Origin of the sequence: Cellulophaga algicola DSM 14237 (assembly GCF_000186265.1) — a bacterium.
GTDB lineage: Bacteria > Bacteroidota > Bacteroidia > Flavobacteriales > Flavobacteriaceae > Cellulophaga > Cellulophaga algicola.
This window is the reverse complement of record NC_014934.1, coordinates 4,483,843-4,505,145: the sequence shown is the minus strand read 5'-3', so window position 1 is coordinate 4,505,145 and position 21,303 is coordinate 4,483,843. Positions and strand designations below refer to the sequence as shown.

At 34.3% G+C, this 21,303-nt stretch carries 15 protein-coding genes; 11 read left to right on the top strand and 4 right to left on the bottom strand.

The window, feature by feature from the left end; translation table 11 throughout:
- Window positions 1-55: 55 nt before the first annotated feature.
- From CELAL_RS19510 to CELAL_RS19500, 3 genes are read left to right on the top strand one after another with little or no spacing between them, the layout of a single operon-like run.
- Window positions 56-3,412, top strand: a complete 3,357-nt coding sequence (locus CELAL_RS19510; protein WP_013552618.1) for a transglutaminase family protein — start codon at window positions 56-58, stop codon at window positions 3,410-3,412.
- The gene (locus CELAL_RS19505; protein WP_013552617.1) at window positions 3,412-5,964 is read left to right on the top strand and encodes a circularly permuted type 2 ATP-grasp protein; all 2,553 of its coding nucleotides are present in this window, start codon (window positions 3,412-3,414) and stop codon (window positions 5,962-5,964) included. The genes CELAL_RS19510 and CELAL_RS19505 overlap by 1 nt, the downstream gene beginning before the upstream one ends.
- Entirely contained in the window at window positions 5,961-6,836 is an 876-nt protein-coding gene (locus CELAL_RS19500) for a transglutaminase family protein (RefSeq protein ID WP_013552616.1), read from the top strand. Before CELAL_RS19505 ends, CELAL_RS19500 begins: the two co-directional genes overlap by 4 nt.
- Window positions 6,837-6,928: 92 nt before the next feature.
- Here CELAL_RS19500 and CELAL_RS19495 read toward each other — a convergent pair whose 3' ends face one another.
- Both CELAL_RS19495 and CELAL_RS19490 read right to left on the bottom strand, forming a co-directional pair.
- Window positions 6,929-7,672, bottom strand: a complete 744-nt coding sequence (locus CELAL_RS19495) for an acyl-CoA desaturase (RefSeq protein ID WP_013552615.1) — start codon at window positions 7,670-7,672, stop codon at window positions 6,929-6,931.
- A 68-nt stretch (window positions 7,673-7,740) separates the two neighbouring features.
- Complete coding sequence (locus CELAL_RS19490) at window positions 7,741-8,310, bottom strand: Crp/Fnr family transcriptional regulator (protein WP_013552614.1); 570 nt, start codon at window positions 8,308-8,310, stop codon at window positions 7,741-7,743.
- 200 nt (window positions 8,311-8,510) lie between these two features.
- Between CELAL_RS19490 and CELAL_RS19485 the strand changes: the two genes are divergently transcribed.
- The 6 genes from CELAL_RS19485 (at window position 8,511) to CELAL_RS19460 (ending at window position 15,547) form a co-directional block, all read left to right on the top strand.
- The gene (locus tag CELAL_RS19485) at window positions 8,511-9,284 is read left to right on the top strand and encodes a hypothetical protein (RefSeq protein WP_013552613.1); all 774 of its coding nucleotides are present in this window, start codon (window positions 8,511-8,513) and stop codon (window positions 9,282-9,284) included.
- A 513-nt stretch (window positions 9,285-9,797) separates the two neighbouring features.
- Window positions 9,798-11,237: a circularly permuted type 2 ATP-grasp protein gene (locus CELAL_RS19480; protein ID WP_013552612.1), complete on the top strand. Its 1,440-nt coding sequence runs from the start codon at window positions 9,798-9,800 to the stop codon at window positions 11,235-11,237.
- An 11-nt stretch (window positions 11,238-11,248) separates the two neighbouring features.
- Entirely contained in the window at window positions 11,249-12,208 is a 960-nt protein-coding gene (locus tag CELAL_RS19475) for an alpha-E domain-containing protein (protein WP_013552611.1), read from the top strand.
- Window positions 12,209-12,264: 56 nt separating this feature from the next.
- A complete protein-coding gene (locus CELAL_RS19470; RefSeq protein WP_013552610.1) occupies window positions 12,265-13,107 on the top strand; it encodes a transglutaminase family protein in 843 nt (280 codons plus the stop codon).
- A 102-nt stretch (window positions 13,108-13,209) separates the two neighbouring features.
- Entirely contained in the window at window positions 13,210-14,253 is a 1,044-nt protein-coding gene (locus CELAL_RS19465) for a zinc-binding metallopeptidase family protein (RefSeq protein ID WP_013552609.1), read from the top strand.
- A gap of 505 nt (window positions 14,254-14,758) precedes the next feature.
- The gene (locus tag CELAL_RS19460) at window positions 14,759-15,547 is read left to right on the top strand and encodes a hypothetical protein (protein WP_013552608.1); all 789 of its coding nucleotides are present in this window, start codon (window positions 14,759-14,761) and stop codon (window positions 15,545-15,547) included.
- 86 nt (window positions 15,548-15,633) lie between these two features.
- On the opposite strand, the gene CELAL_RS19455 is transcribed toward CELAL_RS19460, so the two are convergent.
- A complete protein-coding gene (locus CELAL_RS19455) occupies window positions 15,634-16,881 on the bottom strand; it encodes a mechanosensitive ion channel family protein (RefSeq protein ID WP_041557833.1) in 1,248 nt (415 codons plus the stop codon).
- Window positions 16,882-17,145: 264 nt separating this feature from the next.
- Between CELAL_RS19455 and CELAL_RS19450 the strand changes: the two genes are divergently transcribed.
- Both CELAL_RS19450 and CELAL_RS22010 read left to right on the top strand, forming a co-directional pair.
- On the top strand, window positions 17,146-17,337 hold the full coding sequence (locus CELAL_RS19450; RefSeq protein WP_013552606.1) for a cold-shock protein: 192 nt from the start codon (window positions 17,146-17,148) through the stop codon (window positions 17,335-17,337).
- A 218-nt stretch (window positions 17,338-17,555) separates the two neighbouring features.
- Entirely contained in the window at window positions 17,556-19,325 is a 1,770-nt protein-coding gene (locus tag CELAL_RS22010) for a cellulase family glycosylhydrolase (protein WP_013552605.1), read from the top strand.
- 199 nt (window positions 19,326-19,524) lie between these two features.
- Here the strand turns inward: CELAL_RS22010 and CELAL_RS19440 are convergent, their stop codons facing one another.
- Entirely contained in the window at window positions 19,525-21,300 is a 1,776-nt protein-coding gene (locus tag CELAL_RS19440; protein ID WP_013552604.1) for an efflux RND transporter periplasmic adaptor subunit, read from the bottom strand.
- Window positions 21,301-21,303: the final 3 nt, after the last annotated feature.

Here is a 21,303-nt window from a genome sequence, read left to right as displayed (position 1 = left end):
AAAATCTAATAGTTAATTTTGCTCTTAGATAATTTTCACATTAATTTCTCAGTCGATGTCAATACAAGTAGCCATAAGGCATTACACAGAATACAAATATGATAAGCATATTAAATTATCGCCACAGGTAATTAGGCTACGTCCTGCACCACATTCTCGTACCCCGATTAAAGGATATAGTTTAAATATCAATCCTAAAAATCACTTTATCAACTGGCAGCAAGATCCTTTTGGAAACTATATGGCCAGAATTGTTTTTCCAGATAAAGTAGATCATTTTTCGGTAGATGTAGAGGTTATTGCAGATTTGGTGGTGATTAATCCTTTCGATTTTTTTATTGAAGAATATGCATCAAAACCAGGTTTTACGTATGAAGAAGGTTTGTTGCAACAATTATCGCCTTATTTAGAAATTAAAGAAAAAGAGGCCTTAATGCTCAATTTGGTTAAGGAAGCAAAAGCACTTTTGACGGAAGACATGAATATGGTTGATTCTTTAGTCGCCTTAAATCAGTTAATATACAATCAATTATCCTATAATATTCGGTTGGAAGCAGGAGTACAATCCTGTGAAGAAACCTTGCAGTTAAAATCTGGCTCTTGTCGTGATTTTACTTGGGTATTAGTGCAATTGTTGCGTCACTTAGGTTTAGCATCTCGCTTTGCATCAGGGTATTTGGTTCAATTAAAAGCAGATGTTAAATCGCTTACAGGACCTTCTGGAGCCGAGGAAGATTTTACAGATTTACATGCTTGGGCAGAGGTATATGTGCCAGGAGCGGGTTGGATAGGTTTAGATGCAACCTCAGGCTTGTTTGCTGGGGAAGGGCATATTCCTTTAGCCTGTACTCCAAACCCAGATAGTGCAGCCCCAATTTCAGGATTAGCAGAAGCTGCCAAAACAGAATTTCATTTTGAAAATACGGTGACCCGTATTGTAGAAAAACCTCGAGTAACTAAACCTTATTCCGATGAACAATGGAATGAAATTGTAGCATTAGGGGAGCAAGTTGATGCGGTATTGTTAGCTAAAGATGTGCGGCTAACCATGGGAGGGGAGCCCACTTTTGTAGCTACAGATAATCAAGATGCGCCAGAGTGGAATTCTGCGGCAGATGGTGCGCAAAAACGTAAATTATCCAATGAACTTTTTCATAAATTAAAAGATGAGTTTGGTACTGGAGCCTTAATGCTGTATGGTCAAGGAAAATGGTATCCAGGAGAACCTTTACCCCGATGGAAGTTAGGATGTTATTGGCGTAAAGATGGCTTGCCAATTTGGAATAATGATGCGCTTTTAGCAGACCTATCTCACGATTATAAATTTACGGTTGATGATGCGGATACGTTTATGAACGCTCTAGCAAAATCATTACAATTAAACCAAGAATGTATACACCCTGCGTATGAAGATCCGTTTTATTTTGCATGGGAAGAAAGTAATATACCTATAGATATAGACCCTTTAAAACTCGATTTAGAAGCTCCTTTAGAACGCCAACGTTTATCAGAATTGTTACAACATGGTATGAATAAACCTATTGGTTATTCTATACCTATAGCGTGGAATTTTGAAAATAGTACCTGGGAAACCTGCGCGTGGAAATTTCGCAGAAAAAATCTTTTTCTAGTTCCAGGGAACTCTCCTTTAGGCTTACGATTGCCATTGAAATCTATTCAAGCATTCGATCATGAAGAAGTGAAAGTAAAGCCAGAGCCTAGTTTATTTGAAAAAAAGGGTCCGTTACCTACGATAAAAGAAAACACATTAAACAAAGAAGATAAACTGCAACTAGCAGATAGTGCTACAATTTTCATCACTAGTTTATCGGTAGAAATAAGAGCAGGAAAGCTCTTTATATTCTTACCACCGTTTACGCATTTTGAGCATTACCTTCAATTGGTAAATCACATCGAGGTTGTGGCAGAGAAGTTACAGATGCCTATTCTTATAGAGGGTTATGATCCGCCTTCTGATAATCGCGTACAGAAATTTCAAATCACACCCGATCCAGGTGTAATTGAAGTAAATATACACCCAGCGAGTAGTTGGAAAGAAATACTTAATAATTATGATATTCTTTATAAAAAAGCTGCGGAAACGTATTTAACTACAGAAAAGTTTAATCTAGACGGGAAACATACCGGAACTGGTGGAGGGAACCACGTAACGCTAGGAGGTGTAACTCCAGCAGACAGTCCTTTACTGCGCAGACCAGATGTATTGCGTAGTTTTATTACGTATTGGCAGCATCACCCTTCATTATCCTATTTGTTTTCTACACAATTTATTGGCCCTACGAGTCAGGCGCCACGAGTAGATGAAGGGCGTGATGAAATGTTATACGAGCTAGAATTAGCTTTTCAGCAAATACCAGAAGACCTAAAAGAAAACGAAGTACCGTTTTGGTTGGTAGATCGTATCTTCCGAAATTTATTGGTAGATATTACAGGGAATACGCATAGAGCAGAATTTTGTATTGATAAATTGTATTCTCCAGATTCTTCAACAGGTCGTTTGGGAATTCTAGAATTTAGAGGATTTGATATGCCACCACATTATCAAATGTGTATGGTACAATTTTTATTGATACGCTCCTTAATGGCTTGGTTTTGGGAAAAACCTTATGAACATAAATTAGTACGTTGGGGAACAGCACTCCATGACCGGTTTTTATTGCCCCATTATTGTTCTAATGATTTAGGTGATGTGATGAAAGACTTACAAAATGCAGGGTATAAGATGAATTTGGATTGGTTTGATCCATTTTTTGCCTTCCGTTTTCCATTTTTAGGAGAGTTACAAGTAGACAATATCCATATAGAATTAACTATGGCAATTGAGCCTTGGCATGTACTTGGCGAAGAGATGTCTAGTACAGGAACAGCACGGTTTGTAGATTCATCATTAGAAAGAATTCAGGTAAAAGTAAGCGGATTAACAGATTCTCGTTATATACTTATTTGTAATGGCTGCCGTATTCCACTAAAGAACACAGGCGTTCAGGGCGAATATGTGGCAGGAATACGATACAGAGCATGGCAACCGCCTTCTGCATTGCATCCTACGCTAGGGGCGGATACTCCTTTGGTAATTGATTTGTATGATACCTGGTCTAAAAAATCTGTAGCGGCTTGCAAATACCACGTGGCACACCCAGGAGGGCGCAATTATGAAACTTTTCCAGTGAATAGTTATGAGGCAGAATCGCGACGTATTTCTAGATTTTTTGATTTTGGACATACCGTTAATTTGGTAGAACCTACCGTAGCAACACAACAGTCTGCAGGACGCTATATTACGCCAATACAAATTACAACGCAGTATGATATTAGTGGCGAAGTAGTAAATCCTGATTATCCATACACTATGGATTTGAGGCAATATAAAGCGAAAAAGAAAATTAAATAATGGACAACCAAATTTATAAAGAAGACATGATCTCTTCTTTACTAAATAAAAGAGTAAAAAGTAACTCTCCTTATTTTGATGAAATAACTTCGCCAGATGGTTCGGTGCATCCTCATTGGGAAAAGATATTAGATAGTTTCAATACGCTAGGTAAAGAGGAGATGGATGAGCGCCAACTACAACTAAAGCGTCAATTGAAAGAAAATGGAGTTACGTACAATATTTATGGGGATCCAAATGGGATGAATAGGCCATGGATGCTTGATGCTGTACCTATGATTTTTGGTCAAGAAGATTGGAACGTTATAGAGTCAGGCTTAAAGCAACGTACCATTTTATTAAATCATATTTTAAAAGATATTTATGGCAATAGGACGCTTATTCGTTCTGGGCATATTCCTTTTGAACTGATCTATAATCACAAAGGATTTTTGCGGCAGGTAGACAAGTTAAAAATACCAGGAGAGCAGCAATTAATACAGTATTCTGCAGATTTAGCCCGTGGTCCTAATGGCAAAATGTGGGTTTTGCATGACCGTACAGATGCGCCTTCGGGAGCAGGGTATACCTTTGAAAATAGGGTAGCTATGACCCGTGTATTTCCTGAAATGATTCGAGAAAATCAGATTAGAAAGATTAATACGTATTACGAAACCTTAAAAAGAACAATTACAAATTTAGCTTGGCAAAATAAAGAAGAACCAAGAGTAGTTTTTCTTTCACCAGGTTCTGAGAATGAAGCTTATTTTGAGCATGCCTATCTATCCTCATTAATGGGTTTTACCCTAGTAAGTGGTGCAGATCTTAAAGTTAATGATGGGTATGTTTGGTTAAAAACAATTAAAGGGCTTAAAAAAGTAGATGTTATTGTACGCAGGGTCGATGATGTTTTTTGTGACCCATTAGAGTTTAAAATGAGCTCTCAGTTGGGAGTCGTAGGTCTTATGGAAGCGGTGAGGCAGGAAAAAGTAATGCTTATTAATCCCTTAGGTAGCCGTATTCTTGAAAATCCAGGCTTAATGGCTTTTTTACCAAAATTGTGTAGGCATATTTTGGGAGAAGAACTTATTTTACCTTCAGTGGCTACTTGGTGGTGCGGACAAGCACCTGCAAAACAATATGTATTTGATAATTTAGAAAAGTTAATTATCAGAAAAATATATAGTGATGATACAAGCAGTGCCGTGTACGGTTCCTCATTAGACCAACAACAGATTGCTAGCTTAAAGAATGAGATTAATATGCGACCTTATTTATTTGTAGGTCAAGAAATTGTTGATTTTTCTACTACGCCATCATATATTGATGGTAAGTTGGCTTCGCGAAATGCAGTTTTTAGAAGTTATGTAGTAGCAGATACTACAGATAATTCGTATCAGGTTATGCCTGGTGGTTTAACCAGAAGTTCTGCAGATGAAGGTGCTTTTATTGTTTCCAATCAATCGGGAGGGATCAGTAAAGATACTTGGGTGCTTGGTACTGATAAAAACACAAAATTAGAAAGCGTACAAAATACAAGTTTACAAACCGAGAATGTACTGCCTAGTAGTACAGCAGAAAAATTATTTTGGTTAGGAAGGTATGTAGAACGTTCTATTTTTCTAGTTAGATTGGCTCGTGTTATTATTAAAAAGTATTATGAGACCGAGGATAATTTAAATATTGAAAACGATGTTGTACTCTGCTCTTTATTAAAATCTTTTTCTAATATCACCTTGTTATTGCCTGGTTTTGAGGCAAAAGAAACACTTGTAAACCCAGAAAAGGAATTAATCTCGGTGATTACTGATGTCACGAAAACAGGATCTCTAAATCAATCATTACAAGCATTCTTACGTAATGCTTATGCTGTTCGTGACCGTTTAGGTCTAGATAGTTGGCGTATACTAGACAATATTTCAGAGCAAAGTAGCAAACTTAAAGACTGTACGCGAATTAATGATATTAGTTATATTCTAGATGGCCTAATTGTACGACTTATGGCCTACCATGGTTTGCGAGTAGATACGATGACAAGAGATGTTTCTTGGAATTTACAGTGTATAGGTAGTGATTTAGAATCTTCTTATATGACCTGTACTTTTCTAAAAAATATACTTTCTAAAGCATTGGATAGCGAAACAGAAAAGTCGCTCTTAGAGTGTGTTTTAATAAATAACGAAAGTTTAATTACCTATCGTTATATGTATAGATCTACTATTGAATTTACGAATACCTTAACACTATTAATGTTAAATGAATTGAATCCTAGATCAGTTGTATACCAAATTACACAACTTGAAAAGCGTGTAAATCGCATGCCAAAAACGTCAGGAGTACAGTTGAGTTTAATACAAAAGAAATTATTAGAAGCAACTACATTAGTTCGTTTATGTGAACCCAACCTCTTAAAAAAAGGAAAGAAAAAGTCAGGTTCTAGAAAAGATTTGATCTTACTAATGGAAAAATTAGAACAATTACTAGGGGAAGCTTCAAGCTTGTTTATTAGCCAATATTTTAACCATACGGAAACTACATTTGGTTTTGTAAGCACTAAAATACCAGAAATATGATTTACGAAGTGAAGCATAAAACAGTATACGAATATCAGTCACTGGTTTCGTTGTGCCATAATATAGTATTTCAAGTTAGTGGTAATAATGAGTTTCAGGAGATCAATTCCACGAAGTGTACCATTGATCCTGAACCTAACTTTGTAATGGAACGTGAAGATTTTTTTGAAAATAAGTATTTCTACTTTTCAGTTCAAAAAGCTCATAAAAAGCTTGTGGTAGAGAGTACCAATCTCATTACCGTATTTCCACCTACTTGGTTAACGATACCTCCTGCAGAAACTCCTGCTTGGGAATCGGTAGTTAAACTCCTGCAATCAATAGATACCTCTAATGATATAAGGCAATTTTATTTAGAATCGCCCCATGTTACCTTTTTAAGGGACATTCGTGCGTACGCTTTAGAATCTTTTACACCTAATAGGCCTATAATGGAAGCTATGCTTGAATTAAATACGCGTATTTTTACCGATTTTACGTTTACACCAGGATTTACTGAAATAAGTACTCCTTTAGCAGAAGTGTTTAAACATAAAAAGGGAGTATGTCAAGATTATGCGCATTTTGGTTTGGCCTGCGTTCGTTCTATTGGTTTGTCTGCTAGGTATATAAGCGGATATATTGAAACCATTCCACCGCCAGGGAAACCAAAGTTAGCAGGCGCAGACGCCTCACATGCTTGGATGTCTTTATATATTCCTGATACTGGCTGGGTAGAGTTTGATGCTACAAATAATCTTTTAGTATCAGACCAACATATACGTGTTGCTAAAGGGCGTGATTTTTCTGATGTTGTTCCGTTAAAAGGAATCGTGTATTCTGGAGGAGGTCAGCATATGGAGGTTACCGTAGATGTGACTCGTAAAGCGTAATAGGAGCTTAGATTAAAAAAAACCATAAAATAAAAATACAGCAATGCTGTATTTTTATTTTATGGTTTTTTAAATTTACTTAATAGCTTAAACTATTTATCTTTAATCGCAATTCTCTTTAATTGAATAAATCCGAAGGCGTCTAATAATCTTATGATCACATAAGTAACATCAATCTCGTACCATTTAACCCCAAAATTGGCTCTATTTGCATGCCTATGGTGGTTGTTATGATAGCCTTCGCCCATCATTAGAAAATCAAATCGGAATAAGTTTTTACTTGTATTCTTCATTTGATAATTTACATAACCATAAATATGACCAAACCAGTTAATAATTACCCCATGAATAGGTGCCATTAAAAAGGTGATAGGAAGTAAAGCCCATTGCCATGTTGCTGTGGTGAATAAGGCGAAAAATAGAATGTACATAGAAATCCAAAGAACTCTAGAAATACGTGAACTAGCGAATTTATCAAACGCTTTCCATTGTGGTACGTTCTTCGTAAAACGCTGATCAATAGCAATCCGTTCTTTATTGATATCTTGATAGATGTTCTTTGTACGCCACATCATCGCAAATAAATTTGCATCATGAGAAGGGGAGTGCGGATCTTTATCGGTATCTGTATAAGCGTGGTGCATGCGGTGCATAACACCATAGCCATACGCGCTTAAATAACTAGATCCTTGAAATATCCAAGTTAGAATAAAGGTAATACGCTCCATGGTTTTAGACATGGTAAATACTTGGTGTGCTGCATAACGGTGTAAAAAGAAAGATTGAAAAAACAAGCCTCCATACCAAAGCACTAAAACAAAAATGATTACTGCCATAACTTTTTTTTACAAAGATAAGGTGTTGTTTATCGAAAAACAATGAACCTAAATCAATAAAACGCGTACTATAGACGCTTTCTAATACGGCTTAAGGCTTGTGCGGTAACACCAATGTAGGAGCTAATATATTTTAAGGGAATCACTTTTATGAGCTCCGGACGTTCTTTAAATAATTTTAAATAACGCTCTTCTGCAGTTAGATTTAGTAAGTTTTGTTCGCGTTTAGATTTTAATAAAAAGAGACGTTCTGCGGTTAGCCTACCAATAAGATTTCCTATTTGGGTATTCTGATAGACCGCTTGTAAATCGCTATAGGTAATACTCAAAAGGGTTGTTTCTGTAAGGGTCTCTAGTTGATATGCAGAAGGTTGCTGTGTTAAGAATGAGTCATAAGCACTGATAAATTGGTTTTCAAAACTAAAACCAAAAGTAATTTCTTTTTCAGGGTCCTCTTTGGGAATAAACAAGCGTACTACACCAGATTCAATAAATGAAATATGGTTTTCAATCTCATTGATTTTTAAAAAAATAGTCTTTTTCGGAATCACACGACCTTGTAATTTAGACGTAAAATATTCCCAATCTTTAGTAGATATGGTCGCTATTTGATCTAAGTAAGCTTTTATCTGTTGCAAAATTATTTAATCATCATAATTAGGTCTGTAAAGATAAGGATTCCTGTTAGGATTATAGAGAGATGCATAGCGAGAACTAAATTAATGGAATAGGAAGTTATGCTGTATTCACCAAGAACTATAGGGCGTTCACTGAACATATGGAATTTGCCATTTATTATTTCTTAGGTTTAGCGCAAATCGTACATAATTAAAAAAAAATGAAGTTTATTTTTAATAAGATTTTAATGTCGCTTTGTATTCTAGGAGTGTTCGGGGTTTTAAAAACTCAGGCTCAAGCACCTCATGAAAATAGTGAAGGGACTATAAACTATAGCAGTACTATGGATGCTAAAAATATTTATGTACACTTAGGTACAACAGATGAGGCAACGATGGTCTCTATGTTACATGGTGGGTTTTCTATTTATTTTGATGTAAAAGGGAAACGGAAAAAGAACGTATCTGTGCAATATCCTTCTGAAGTAACTGCACCACAAGCTATGGGCAATGGAAGTGAAAACGCACGCGGCACAAGTGGAGTACGACAAGAAATAGAGCACGAAAAAAGACCAGATATTTTGGCTGTATTGGTAGGGCTGTCAAAAATGGCACGCTATAGTACTCCTGATTTGGTTCAAGAATTTCATTTAGATCTCAATAATCTAGGGATCAGTATAGCATATGACTATGATAAAGATGCAGGACTCTTACATTATGAGCTAATAATGCCTATAAAAAATATCACAGTAAATCCTATTGATGTCTCAAAATTGACGATAGGTATAGTAACTACAAAAATAGAAAAGGAACAGAAAGAATCCTCAAATGTTAGTTTTGGAGGCAGAGACCAAGGAGGTCGTGGTGGTCAAGGCGGTGGACCTGGTGGCGGAGGAGGCCGAGGTGGATCTCAGGGTGGAGATCGACCAGACCAAGATCAAAGACCAGAAGAAGTAACTATAGATTTTTGGTTCAAGGCAGATCTGAGTCAATAAGAAAAGTTTACCCACAAAGAAAGCTCCTAATGTAGGAGCTTTTTTTTTGTGGGGTAATTATCCTTAAGCTAAAAGCGTTGTTGCATTTGAAAAAAACTATAGCTATTTGTGAATTGGGTATAACCCATTAATTAGGCTTTGGACTCATTGATTTATTCTAGCGTACCTATTAAAAAATACACGACAAGTTTACATCAAGTATTTTTATAATATATTACTTTTACTGAGCTAATACTAATGCATAGGATTAAAGTGTATTTGGTGTAAAACTATAATTTATGTAATTATTGATTTATAAGTGTTTAGCACTTAAATAGTAGAAAACTCATAGTTTATGCTGTAAAAGTGTAGGATATTCCCTTATTTTTTGTATATTGAGAGCATATGCTACAATGGGTAGTATATCACATTTTTTAATCACTCCTTTTTTAATTTACAAATAATCTTTTTTTTAAGCTGATTTTTCAGCAAAAAAAAGGTGCATTAAATCTGGAATAAATTCACACTTTTTTCATGCCAAAATTAGATTTCTCAGCTTACGAAACCAAAGGGTTTTATGATGAAATGTTTGATGAAAATAACACCGTTAGGCCAAATTACAAATTGTTTTTAGAGCGACTCCAAAAAATGAGTCCTAAAAAACTAAGCACTTTACAGCATGCTACAGATAGAGCACAACTATCTCTGGGTATGACTTTTAATGTGTATAGTGACAATCAAGGCGTAGAACGTATTCTTCATTTAGACATTATTCCAAGAATTATTGATCACAAGGAATGGACACATTTAGAAAGAGGCTTACAGCAACGTATTAAAGCCCTTAATTTGTTCATTCAAGATATTTATAACGATCAAAAGGTTTTAAAGGATAAAATTATTCCTAAAGAGATGATTTTTTCAAGTATTTCGTATTTGAAAGAATTAGAAGGTTTTAAGCCCCCAAAAGATATTTGGTGTCACATCACAGGGTCTGATTTAATTAAGGGAGGAGACGGGCAATATTATGTACTCGAAGATAATTTGCGCTGTCCTTCTGGGGTATCCTATATGCTAGAAAATAGAGAAATTTTAAAACGAACTTTTCCTGAGCTATTTGAAAAACTAGGGGTAAAGCCTGTGTATGACTATACGCATATTTTAAGAGATACTTTAGAATCACTTACCGATGCAGAAAACCCAACGGTAGTTGTCTTAACGCCTGGAATATTTAATTCTGCCTATTTTGAGCATTCCTATCTAGCACAACAAATGGGAGCAGAGTTGGTAGAAGGTAAAGATTTAATCGTAAAAGATGAAATCGTTTATACCATTACAACCAATGGTTTAAAACGTGTAGATGTTATTTACCGTCGTGTAGATGATGAATTTATTGATCCTTTAGCATTCAACAAAAATTCAGTTCTAGGAACCCCTGGATTATTTAATGCCTATTTAAAAGGTAATGTGGTTTTGGTTAATGCACCAGGAACAGGAGTAGTGGATGATAAAGCCGTTTATGCCTATATTCCAAGAATTATAAAGTATTATTTAGGAGAAGATATGATTTTACCAAATGTAAAAACATATATCTGTGATGAAGAACAAGACCGCAAATATGTTCTTGAAAATATACATAATTTAGTAGTTAAGCAAACAGATGCCTCTGGGGGGTATGGAATGCTTGTAGGTCCAAAATCTACAAAAAAAGAACAGCAAGAATTCATTGCGAAAATTAAGCATAACCCTAGAAATTATATAGCGCAACCTATGATTAATTTGTCTAGGGTGCCTACTATTACTGATGAAAATACAATAGAAGGAAGACATGTTGATTTAAGACCATACGCACTTTATGGTGATGATATTAAAATTATCCCTGGAGCATTAACTCGTGTAGCATTAAAAAAAGGATCAATTGTAGTTAATTCTTCACAAGGTGGCGGAAGTAAAGATACATGGGTATTAAATCATTAAATTAAAAAATTATGCTTGGTAGAGTAGCGAACACAATATATTGGATGAATAGGTATCTAGAACGTGCAGAAAATTATGCGCGATTTATGGATGTAAATTATAACTTATCACTAGAAATGCCGCCCGATGAAGAGCAGCAATGGAAACCTATTGTAGTGATTACTGGAGATTGGGAATTGTATAAATCATTAAACACGAAAGTATCTAAATCTAAGGTGATTTATTTTTTAGCTTTTGATGAAAAAAATCCAAATTCTATTTACAATTGTATTTTAAATGCAAGGGAAAATGCGCGTGCCATACGCCCTGAAATAACGAAAGAATTTTGGGAGCAAATTAACGCCCTAAATTATCTAGTTAAAGCAGGTTTAGAAAACAAGTGTCATAAAGAGAACAATTTAAGAGAATTTTTCACTAATGTTAAAAATGGGTGTCAACTACTTTATGGTATGTACGATGCTACTATTTCTAGAAATGAAGGATGGCATTTTGGCAAATTAGGACAAGCAATAGAACGTGCAGATAAAACCTCTCGAGTTTTAGATACAAAATATCATCTTTTATTAGATTCTCCTAATGAGGTAGGTTCTTCATTAGACTTAATTCAGTGGTCATCACTTTTAAAGTCGGTAAGTGCTTATGATATGTATAGAAAAAAACATGGAAAACTCACTTCGTCAAGTATAGCAGAGTTTTTAATCTTAGATACAGAATTTCCTAGATCAATACTAGCATGCTTAATTAGTGCAGAGCAATCTCTTATTACGTTATCAGGGAGTTCTTTTGGATTTAGCAATAGCGCTCAAAAACAATTAGGAGCTTTAAAATCACAACTGGAATATACTGCTATAAATGATGTTATTGCTAAAGGTATGCATGAATACCTAGATGATATTCAGCAAAAACTAAATGGGGTATCTACAGCTGTTTATGAATCTTTTTTTTCCATTGAAAATCAAATAACTAATTAAACGGAAATTTTTTTTCCTCATCACCTTTATGAAGTCAGCACTAAAATAGGTAGTCAATGAAATTTAAAATCACCCATATTACAACGTATCTATTTGATTCAGAAGTTTTTTTAGAACCTCATTATTTAAGATTTCGTCCAAGCCAAACATCTTATGTTAATGTTTCTGAGCTTGCATTAACAATTCTTCCGCAACCAGCGGGTCATAAAATGGTACAAGATGAAGATAATAATAGTGTAGATTTTTGCTGGTTTGAAGGTATGACCTCTCAATTAACCATTAAAGCAGAGAGTGTTCTTGAAACGAAACCTTACAACCCTTTTAATTTTTTAATTTACCCCCAAAATTTTAATACATTACCTTTTCAATATAATGTTTTACAGAAAAAATTACTTTTTTCTGCATTAGAAGTAGTGCCTATCTCAAAAGTATTGAGTGATTATGCTTTATCCATTTTACAGCGTTCAAATTTTAATACCATTCCATACCTCACCAATCTTACCAAGCAATTGCATGATGACTTTAGTGTTGAATATAGAGCAGATGGAGCGCCATTTATACCAGATGAAACTTTTCAATTAAAGAGAGGTTCGTGTAGAGACTTATCTTGGATGCTGATTAACGTACTGAGGCAACAAGGTCTTGCGGCACGTTTTGTTAGTGGTTATTATTATTTTGATATGGTAAAACCAGCTTATGAGCTCCATGCTTGGGTAGATGTGTATTTACCAGGTATTGGTTGGTTTGGTTTAGATCCAAGTCATGGTATTTTAACGGGAAACACTCATTTTCCTATTGCTTCAAGTGCACATTATGAGCATACAATGCCTGTTTCTGGTGGTATCAGAGGTAGTGCTAGTTCTAAACTAAATACAGAATTAATCATTGAAAAATTATAAGTTAATATTAATTTTCTACTTATTTTTGCCGCCATTTTGTATTTATAAAATGTCAATGGTATTATCCCTTCTGACTTTAAAAAATAATACAATCTAATTTAGATGAAAATATTTCAATGTGGTCACTGTAACCACTCTGTTTTTTTTGAAAATTATTCGTGTGAAAATTGTGGACATTTAACAGGGTTTAGAGCTAAAGATCGCAAGATGCTGACTTTTAAATCTAATGAAGTGTCTCTGTTTTCTGATCGTCAAAATATTGAATATAAATATTGTAAAAATAAAGAATACGATGTTTGTAATTGGGTTCTTAAAAAAAGCAGTAAGGAAGACTATTGCAGTGCTTGTCAGCTTAACCGCACCATACCTAACCTTTCAGATGTAGAAAATTTTGAAAAGTGGCAGCACTTAGAGATTGCTAAACATCGATTAATTTATCAATTGCAAAAAATAGGCTTGCCGTTAAAGAGTAAATTACGCCATGAAAACGGGCTGTGTTTTGATTTTGTAGTACAACAAGATGATCCTAATCTAATGACAGGTCATGCCAATGGTGTAGTTACTATTCTGTTAAAAGAAGCAGATTCTGTTAAAAGAGAGCAAATGCGAAAGCAATTTTCTGAACCTTACCGAACGTTAGTAGGGCATCTTAGGCATGAAGTTGGGCATTATTTCTGGGATCAGTTAGTGTACACCAATCAAAATATATTAGCAGAATTTAGAGCTATTTTTGGAGATGAGCAATACAATTATGGCGATGCTCTAACAGCGTATTATAAGAATGGCGCACCTAAAGATTGGGAAAAATCATATATAAGTAAGTATGCCACGGCACACCCTTGGGAAGATTGGGCAGAAACTTGGGCACATTACCTTCACATTATGGATATGGTGGAGACCGCTTATTTTTTTGGTGTAAATGTGAAGCCCATTAAGAAACTTAGAATAATGAAAACTAAAGTATCCTTTGATCCCTATACCAAAGAAGACTTTGATGTTATTGTACAGACCTGTGTGCCGTTATCTTTTGCCGTAAATAGTATTAATAGGGCAATGGGAGTACCAGATGTGTATCCTTTTGTAATAACACCACCAGTAGTAGAAAAACTAAAATTCATTCACAAATTATTATTGTCTAAACGATAATTAGGCTCGTAAAGGATTTTTAAAAAAGCTTTTTTTTAGGTGTTATGGCTTATATAATAATGAGTGCCTTAGTCTCATAGAATTTTTGGGTGAAGGCAGAATCCAATTGGTTTTTTATAATCCTAATCTGGATCCTATGATGGCTGGGATGAATCGATTTTTTTTCTTATAAAATATGATATGGGAATAGGATTTAGAGTAAAGTTGAACTATTGATAGCGGAATTGCTAAGTCTTACTATTGTATTAGAAATTTACTATTGGAAGCAAAAAGCAAAGCACTGTGCCTACCATTGTGTTTAAATTAAAAGCGTTCTGAAAAGTTTTGTCTATGAAAAAACTAGATAAGGTAGGCGCATATTGAATAGTTCAAATTGTATCGTGACGAAAATGAAAGCAGATTATTTTTTTTCCAAAACTTCTTTTTTTGAAAAAATTAATTTAATTGTAAGCTACCTAAGAAGAGTCGACTAAATGTTTTCATTATTTAAATAATCAATACAACTATGAAATTACAAATTAAGAATATGCTTGCAAGTGTTATGGTAGCATTCGTTTTTACGTTCTCTATAACTGCACAAAATACCGATACTAAATCTGCGGAATTAATAGCCGCATTAGAGTCTGTAAATGGAGGGTATAATAAATTGTCTTCTAAAAAAGATGTGCAATTCAATTATGTGTATGATAATTTTGAAAAAGGAAAAGATGTTTCTTTAGAACGTCATATCTTTAATGGAGAGCAGTCATGGGCTTCTTACTCACAACATGATCTTAATGTTTTGCCAGGAAAAAAAGGAGTAGCGGTACAATCTTTAGTAGATGGTATACCTGCATTAACCTTAGATGGTAAAGCTATAACTGATGCTAAAGCTCTTGGTGGTACAAAATTTTTACGTGAAGTAAACTTTTATTGGTTTGCAATGATGTACAAACTTAAAAATGAGGGTGCTAATTATAAATTTTTAGGAACTGAAAAGGTGGGTAAAATCACCTATGATAAAGTAAGCTTAACCTATAGTTCTGATGTTACTAAAAAAGAACAGAATGACGAATACATTTTGTATTTTAATCCTGAAACACATTTAGTAGATCAATTTTTCTTTTCATTACCAGCATGGGGAATTAATACCCCCGTATTAAAAATGACTTTAGCATACGAAGAGATTGATGGTATTTTGGTATCTACTGTACGTAAAGGATTTGGTCCTGATGGTTCTCCTATGGGAGTTTTTACATTTAGTGATGTAAAGTTTAACAATGGTTTCAAAAAAGAAGCTTTCTTATTAAACTAATAGAAGCAATAGCGTACTTGTTAAAAGTCCATCATTTTTATGATGGACTTTTTTATACACATACATTAAAGTCTTGTAAAAGAGCTTTATTTAGCATCTATAAAGCTTGAATTACTGGGTAACTCAAAAATTTCTAAATTAAAATAAGGAACTGCTGCAATGATATGATCAAAGATGTCTGCCATGATATATTCATAATTCTGCCAGCGTTTATCTCTACTAAAAGCATAAATTTCTATAGGAATTCCCTGCGTTCCTGGCGCCAACTGGCGTACCATAATCATCATCTCTTTATTGATACCAGAATGGTTTTCAATATAGGTTTCTGTATACTTTCTAAAAACACCAATATTGGTTAGGTTTCTACCATTTAAAAGTAAGTCCTTGTTTATATTATTTGATGTATTGTAGGTATCAATATCAGATTGACGAGTTTCTAAATAGGAGGAGAGTAAATCAATTTTTTTTAAGGCTGTAATAGCATCGTTAGATAAATAGTGAATACTGGCTAATTTAATATTTATGGATCTTTTTATACGCCTTCCTTCAGAACTTTCCATTCCTCTCCAATTCTTAAACGAATCTGAAATTAAGGCATACGTTGGTATTGTTGTAATGGTTTTATCAAAGTTTTGAACTTTTACTGTAGATAGGTTAATTTCACTAACATCGCCATCTGCACCATACTTTTCAATGGTTATCCAATCACCAATGCGTACCATGTCATTTATAGAGACTTGAATACTGGCTACAAATCCTAGAATAGTATCTTTAAAAACAAGAATGATAACAGCAGATGCGGCTCCAATCGTAGTAATAAATTTGATGAATTCTATTCCGGTAATTATAGCAAAAGCAGACATAATACCAAGCATCCAAGCAAAAATCATAAATACCTGTATGTAGCTATCTATAGGTTTATCTCTTAAACTAGGCAGGGTTTTAAAGTAATCTTTAAGGGTGTTTAAAAAGCTACGTACAATCCACAGCGTTAGGATAATAGCAAATACTTGTAATCCTTTTTCAACGATATTTTCAAAATAAGGAAAATCAATAAATACATGAGGAATAAGCTCTAAAGCAACGATTAATGGAATGATATGAGCGATACTACGGGGTGCTTTATTTTTCACCAGTAAATCGTCAAAATTAGTTTTAGACTTTAGGGTAAACTGTGTAAAAAGTTTTACGATAATCTTACGTATAAGAAAATCTACTAAAACGGTTATGATTAAGAGCAAGATTAATAAAGCAATCATATTTAAATATTTAGAAGACATAGGAGAAATTCCTATCCTTACTAAATAATCGTATAAAAAGTGTTCTAAATTCATAATACTGCAGTTTTCAAAAATGGTACTCGGTACTACCAAGTAGACGTTTAATTGGCTACAAAAATAGGTATCCCTAAAGGCAATTACTTTACTTTAACTAGTTTTATTTCTGAGGGATGATTTGGGAGTAGTTATGGTAGTTGAAAGCAGTGTTATAGTAGGTTTCAAATAAAAAACGATAAAATATCACGTAATATGTTGTTTATTAAGAAAATGGCACGACCTTTGTAATTCGATAAGTATTATAAATTTAATTAAATTACCATGAGTAAAGGAACAGTAAAATTTTTCAATGACGCTAAAGGATTTGGATTTATCACTGAAGAAGGAGTTGAAAAAGATCACTTTGTGCACATTTCAGGATTAATTGACGAAGTACGCGAAGGCGACGTAGTTGAGTTTGATCTTCAAGAAGGAAACAAAGGCTTAAACGCAGTAAACGTAAAAGTTATCTAATATATACTTCAAGTTTTACAAAAGCCCATCTATTTAGTTAGATGGGCTTTTTTTTGTGGCATTATTTTTCCTAAACGCAAGAAGAAAGCAATTTCAAATTTCCTTTAAGCGGCTATAGTTTACAGGATATAACATCAATTTATTGAGATTTTAGTAGCTATTTTTTTGATTGAGAAAAAATATCAATTAGCTTCGCACCTAATTAAAACCCCAATATCATGAAAAAAAGTAACTTTAAACAAAGAATAAACGCCTGTTTATTCTTCACAAGTCTATTGTGTAGTTCCTTCGTCTTACAAGCACAAAATTACTGTTCTTCTACACCTGTAGCAGTTCACGGTAGTTTAAGCGTAAGTGGGAATAAGATTGTAGACAAAAACAATAACCCTGTAAGTTTTGCTGGAAATAGTTTTTTCTGGTCCAATAGCGGATGGGGGGCAGAGAAATATTACAACGCTGATGTTGTAAATTGGTTGGCTGCTGATTGGAATACAACTATTGTGAGAGCAGCAATGGGAGTAGAAGATTCTGGAGGGTATTTGAGTAACCCTACTGAGAATAAAAACAGAGTTAAAGCGGTAGTAGATGCTGCGATAGCTAAAGGTATTTATGTTATTATAGATTGGCATTCTCATCATGCAGAGGATAATGAAGCTGCTGCGATTTCTTTTTTCAAAGAAATGGCTCAAACCTACGGCAACAATCCACATGTAATTTATGAGATTTACAATGAGCCTTTACAAGTATCTTGGTCTAATACCATTAAGCCGTATGCAGAAAAAGTAAGCGCAGCCATTAGAGCTATAGATCCTGATAATTTAATTATTGTTGGAACATCTACTTGGTCTCAGGATGTAGATATTGCTTCAAATGATCCTATTACCAGTACCACTAATATTGCATATACTTTGCATTTTTATGCAGCAACGCATAAAGAAAGTCTACGCCAAAAAGCACAAACAGCATTGAACAATGGGGTTGCGCTTATGGTTACCGAATGGGGTAGTGTAGAAGCTAGTGGTAATGGTGCGGTAGATACAGCCTCTACCGATGCTTGGATGTCTTTTTTAGCTACTAATAATATTACGCATGCTAATTGGTCTCTTCATGATAAAAGTGAAGGAGCTTCTGTCTTAAATCCAGGAGCAAGTTCAACAGGAGGTTGGGCAGCTTCTAATTTAACAGCTTCAGGTATTAAAGTAAAAAGTATTGTGAAAAACTGGAAACAGTATTGCACAGATGGTGGAACTGGTGGTGGTACGACCAATCAAAAACCTAGCGTGAGTATTACAAGTCCTACGGCAAACAGCTCTTCTGCTACAGGAACTACGATTCAAGTAAAAGCTACTGCTAGTGATGCGGATGGCACAGTAACTCAAGTTACATTTTATGCAAACGGGAGCCTTATTGGTACAGATGTGAGTAGTCCTTATACACAAAGTTGGAACCCTGCATCAGGAGATTATAGTTTAACGGCTATAGCAACTGATAATGCGGGAGCCAAAACTACAAGTACTGCAGTGACAGTTACTATAGGAACTTTGCCTGGTGGTGGAGGAACCTGTACTAATGTACCGGTATGGAATGCCAATACCGTGTATGCGAATGCCGAAGCTCAAGTTGTTTTCAATGGGAATATTTATAAAAATAACTGGTATACAAAAAACCAAAGTCCCGCTACCAATTCGGGACAATGGCAGGTGTGGACTTTAGTAAGTTCTTGTACCACAATAAATGCTACAAGCGCGAGCTCTGAAATAAAAATATACCCGAATCCTTCCAGTGATAAAATACAAATTGAAGTTGGTGACACCGAAGATTTTTCTAGAATAACCATTTTAGATTTTCAAGGAAGCGTAGTGTATGAGAATAAAATCACCTCAAAAGGAACTATTGAAATTCCTTTAAATAACTATAAAGAGGGAATGTATTTTGTGAAACTATCGGGTAAAAAAGAAGTTACCAAAAGCTTTATTAAAAAGCCGTAATAAGAATAATAAAGTTTTTTAATAAAAATAAAAAGCAACCGTCTCTTCATCGAGACGGTTTTTTTATAGATTTATATTCGTTGTTTATTCAACAAAAAGGGTAACTACCTCATAGGTTTCTATTATAATAAATCTTTGGAGTTTTTTAAATAGGAGTTAAGTATTAGATATGTGTTTCCTTTTACTACAACTTCCTGTATTATTTTATTATTTGTTTTACTTCTCCGCAAGTTAGCATGGCACCTCCAAAATAAGGATTTACCACTTTTTCTTCTTTACTTAACCAATACGCTCCTTTGTTATTATCTGCCATGGGACAAAATTGATGATACACTTTTTCATTGATTCCAAATACTTCCAAAAGATTTGCCATGTTTGATGATAAATGCTTAAAATAGGTTCTTTGCATTTTAATATCAGTTGTATTTAAAATCAAATTAGTGGTTGCTTTTATTTCTTTACGTAAAGGCATAAAATGCTCATGCTCATTTTTACTTTTTAATAGTTTCATATCAACTTTAGTTAAACTTTTTAATAATAGTTGAGACTGAGTTTTAAGCATATTAGTATCATCTTTTGCTAACGCATTTTTTAGATTAATATAATCATTAAAAACCACTTTTAATTGATTTTGAAACTCCTTAGATACTTTTATCCTTTCATTTTTATTTATAGTTTTTTCATCTACAGAACTACTCATTTCCATTCCAAGATGTTCCTCATGGCCTGTCATTGTTTTGCCACCTTTTTTGTTCATCATAGATTTTTTTCCTTGTAATTGCGCGGCAGCATCTACAGTAAATGTTCCATTTGTTACTATTTCATCACCATTATTTAAACCTTCTAAAACTTGATAATTAGTTCCTGTTTGATTTCCTAAAGTAATTTCGTGCATTTCAAAAATAGCTTCTTTCGGATTCATTTTTACATACACAACAGAGCGTTTTCCTGTCCATAAAACAGCCGAAGCAGGTATTGTAACTACTTCTTCTTTACTTGAAGAAACAATGCCTTTAATCTTTCCTTCTACAAACATTCCTGGTTTAAAAAGATCGTTTTCATTATTTAATACAACTCGTAATTTTACCGTTCTAGTTTGCGTATCTAAAATAGGATCTATAAAATCTACGTTCCCTTTAAATACTTTATTTGCATATGCATTAGTTGTTACCTCAATATCTTGCCCTTTTTTAAATTGACTGATTTGATTTTCATACACATCAAAATTTGCCCAAACAGTGTTTAAGTTAGAAACTTTAAAAATAGGTTTTCCGTCCATAATATGAGAGCCTACATTTATCGAAATTTCTGTAACGACACCAGATACATGGGAGTAAATTGTAAAACTATTTTTTACTTGTCCCGTTTGTTCTACTTCATCTAATTGCGCACCATGAATCATCCAATTTCTAAACTTATTCTTAACTGCAGTATACAGTTTAGGTTGCGAAGTCTTTAATTTATAAGCTGTAATTAATTCTTGCTGTGCTGCAATTAATTCTGGAGAATATATTTGAGCAATGGCTTGTCCTTTTTTAACATGTTCTCCTAACGAATTTACATACAGTTTTTCAACCCTACCATTAAAATGGGCGGGCATGGTTGCTGTTTCATCTTCATTCTCTGTGATTTTTCCTGATAAAACAAAACCAGTTTCAACATCAGAAATATGTTCTCCCACAATTGAGGTTTGTATGTTGGCTAATGCCATGGCGTTTTCAGAAAGTTTAAATTGATCTGCAGATAATCCTTCAGCGCTGCTTGCAGCAGGAATTAAATCCATTCCGCAAATAGGACAATCACCAGGTTCTGGTTGCATAATTTGAGGATGCATAGAACAGGTCCAGAGTTGAGTAATTTCTTCTGCTTTATCGTGATTATGGATCGCTTCTGTTTTATCCGATCCTCCAAAAAGCAACCAACCAAACAGTAAGCCAATAGCTAAAGTTGCTATGTAAATTATATATTTTTTCATAAT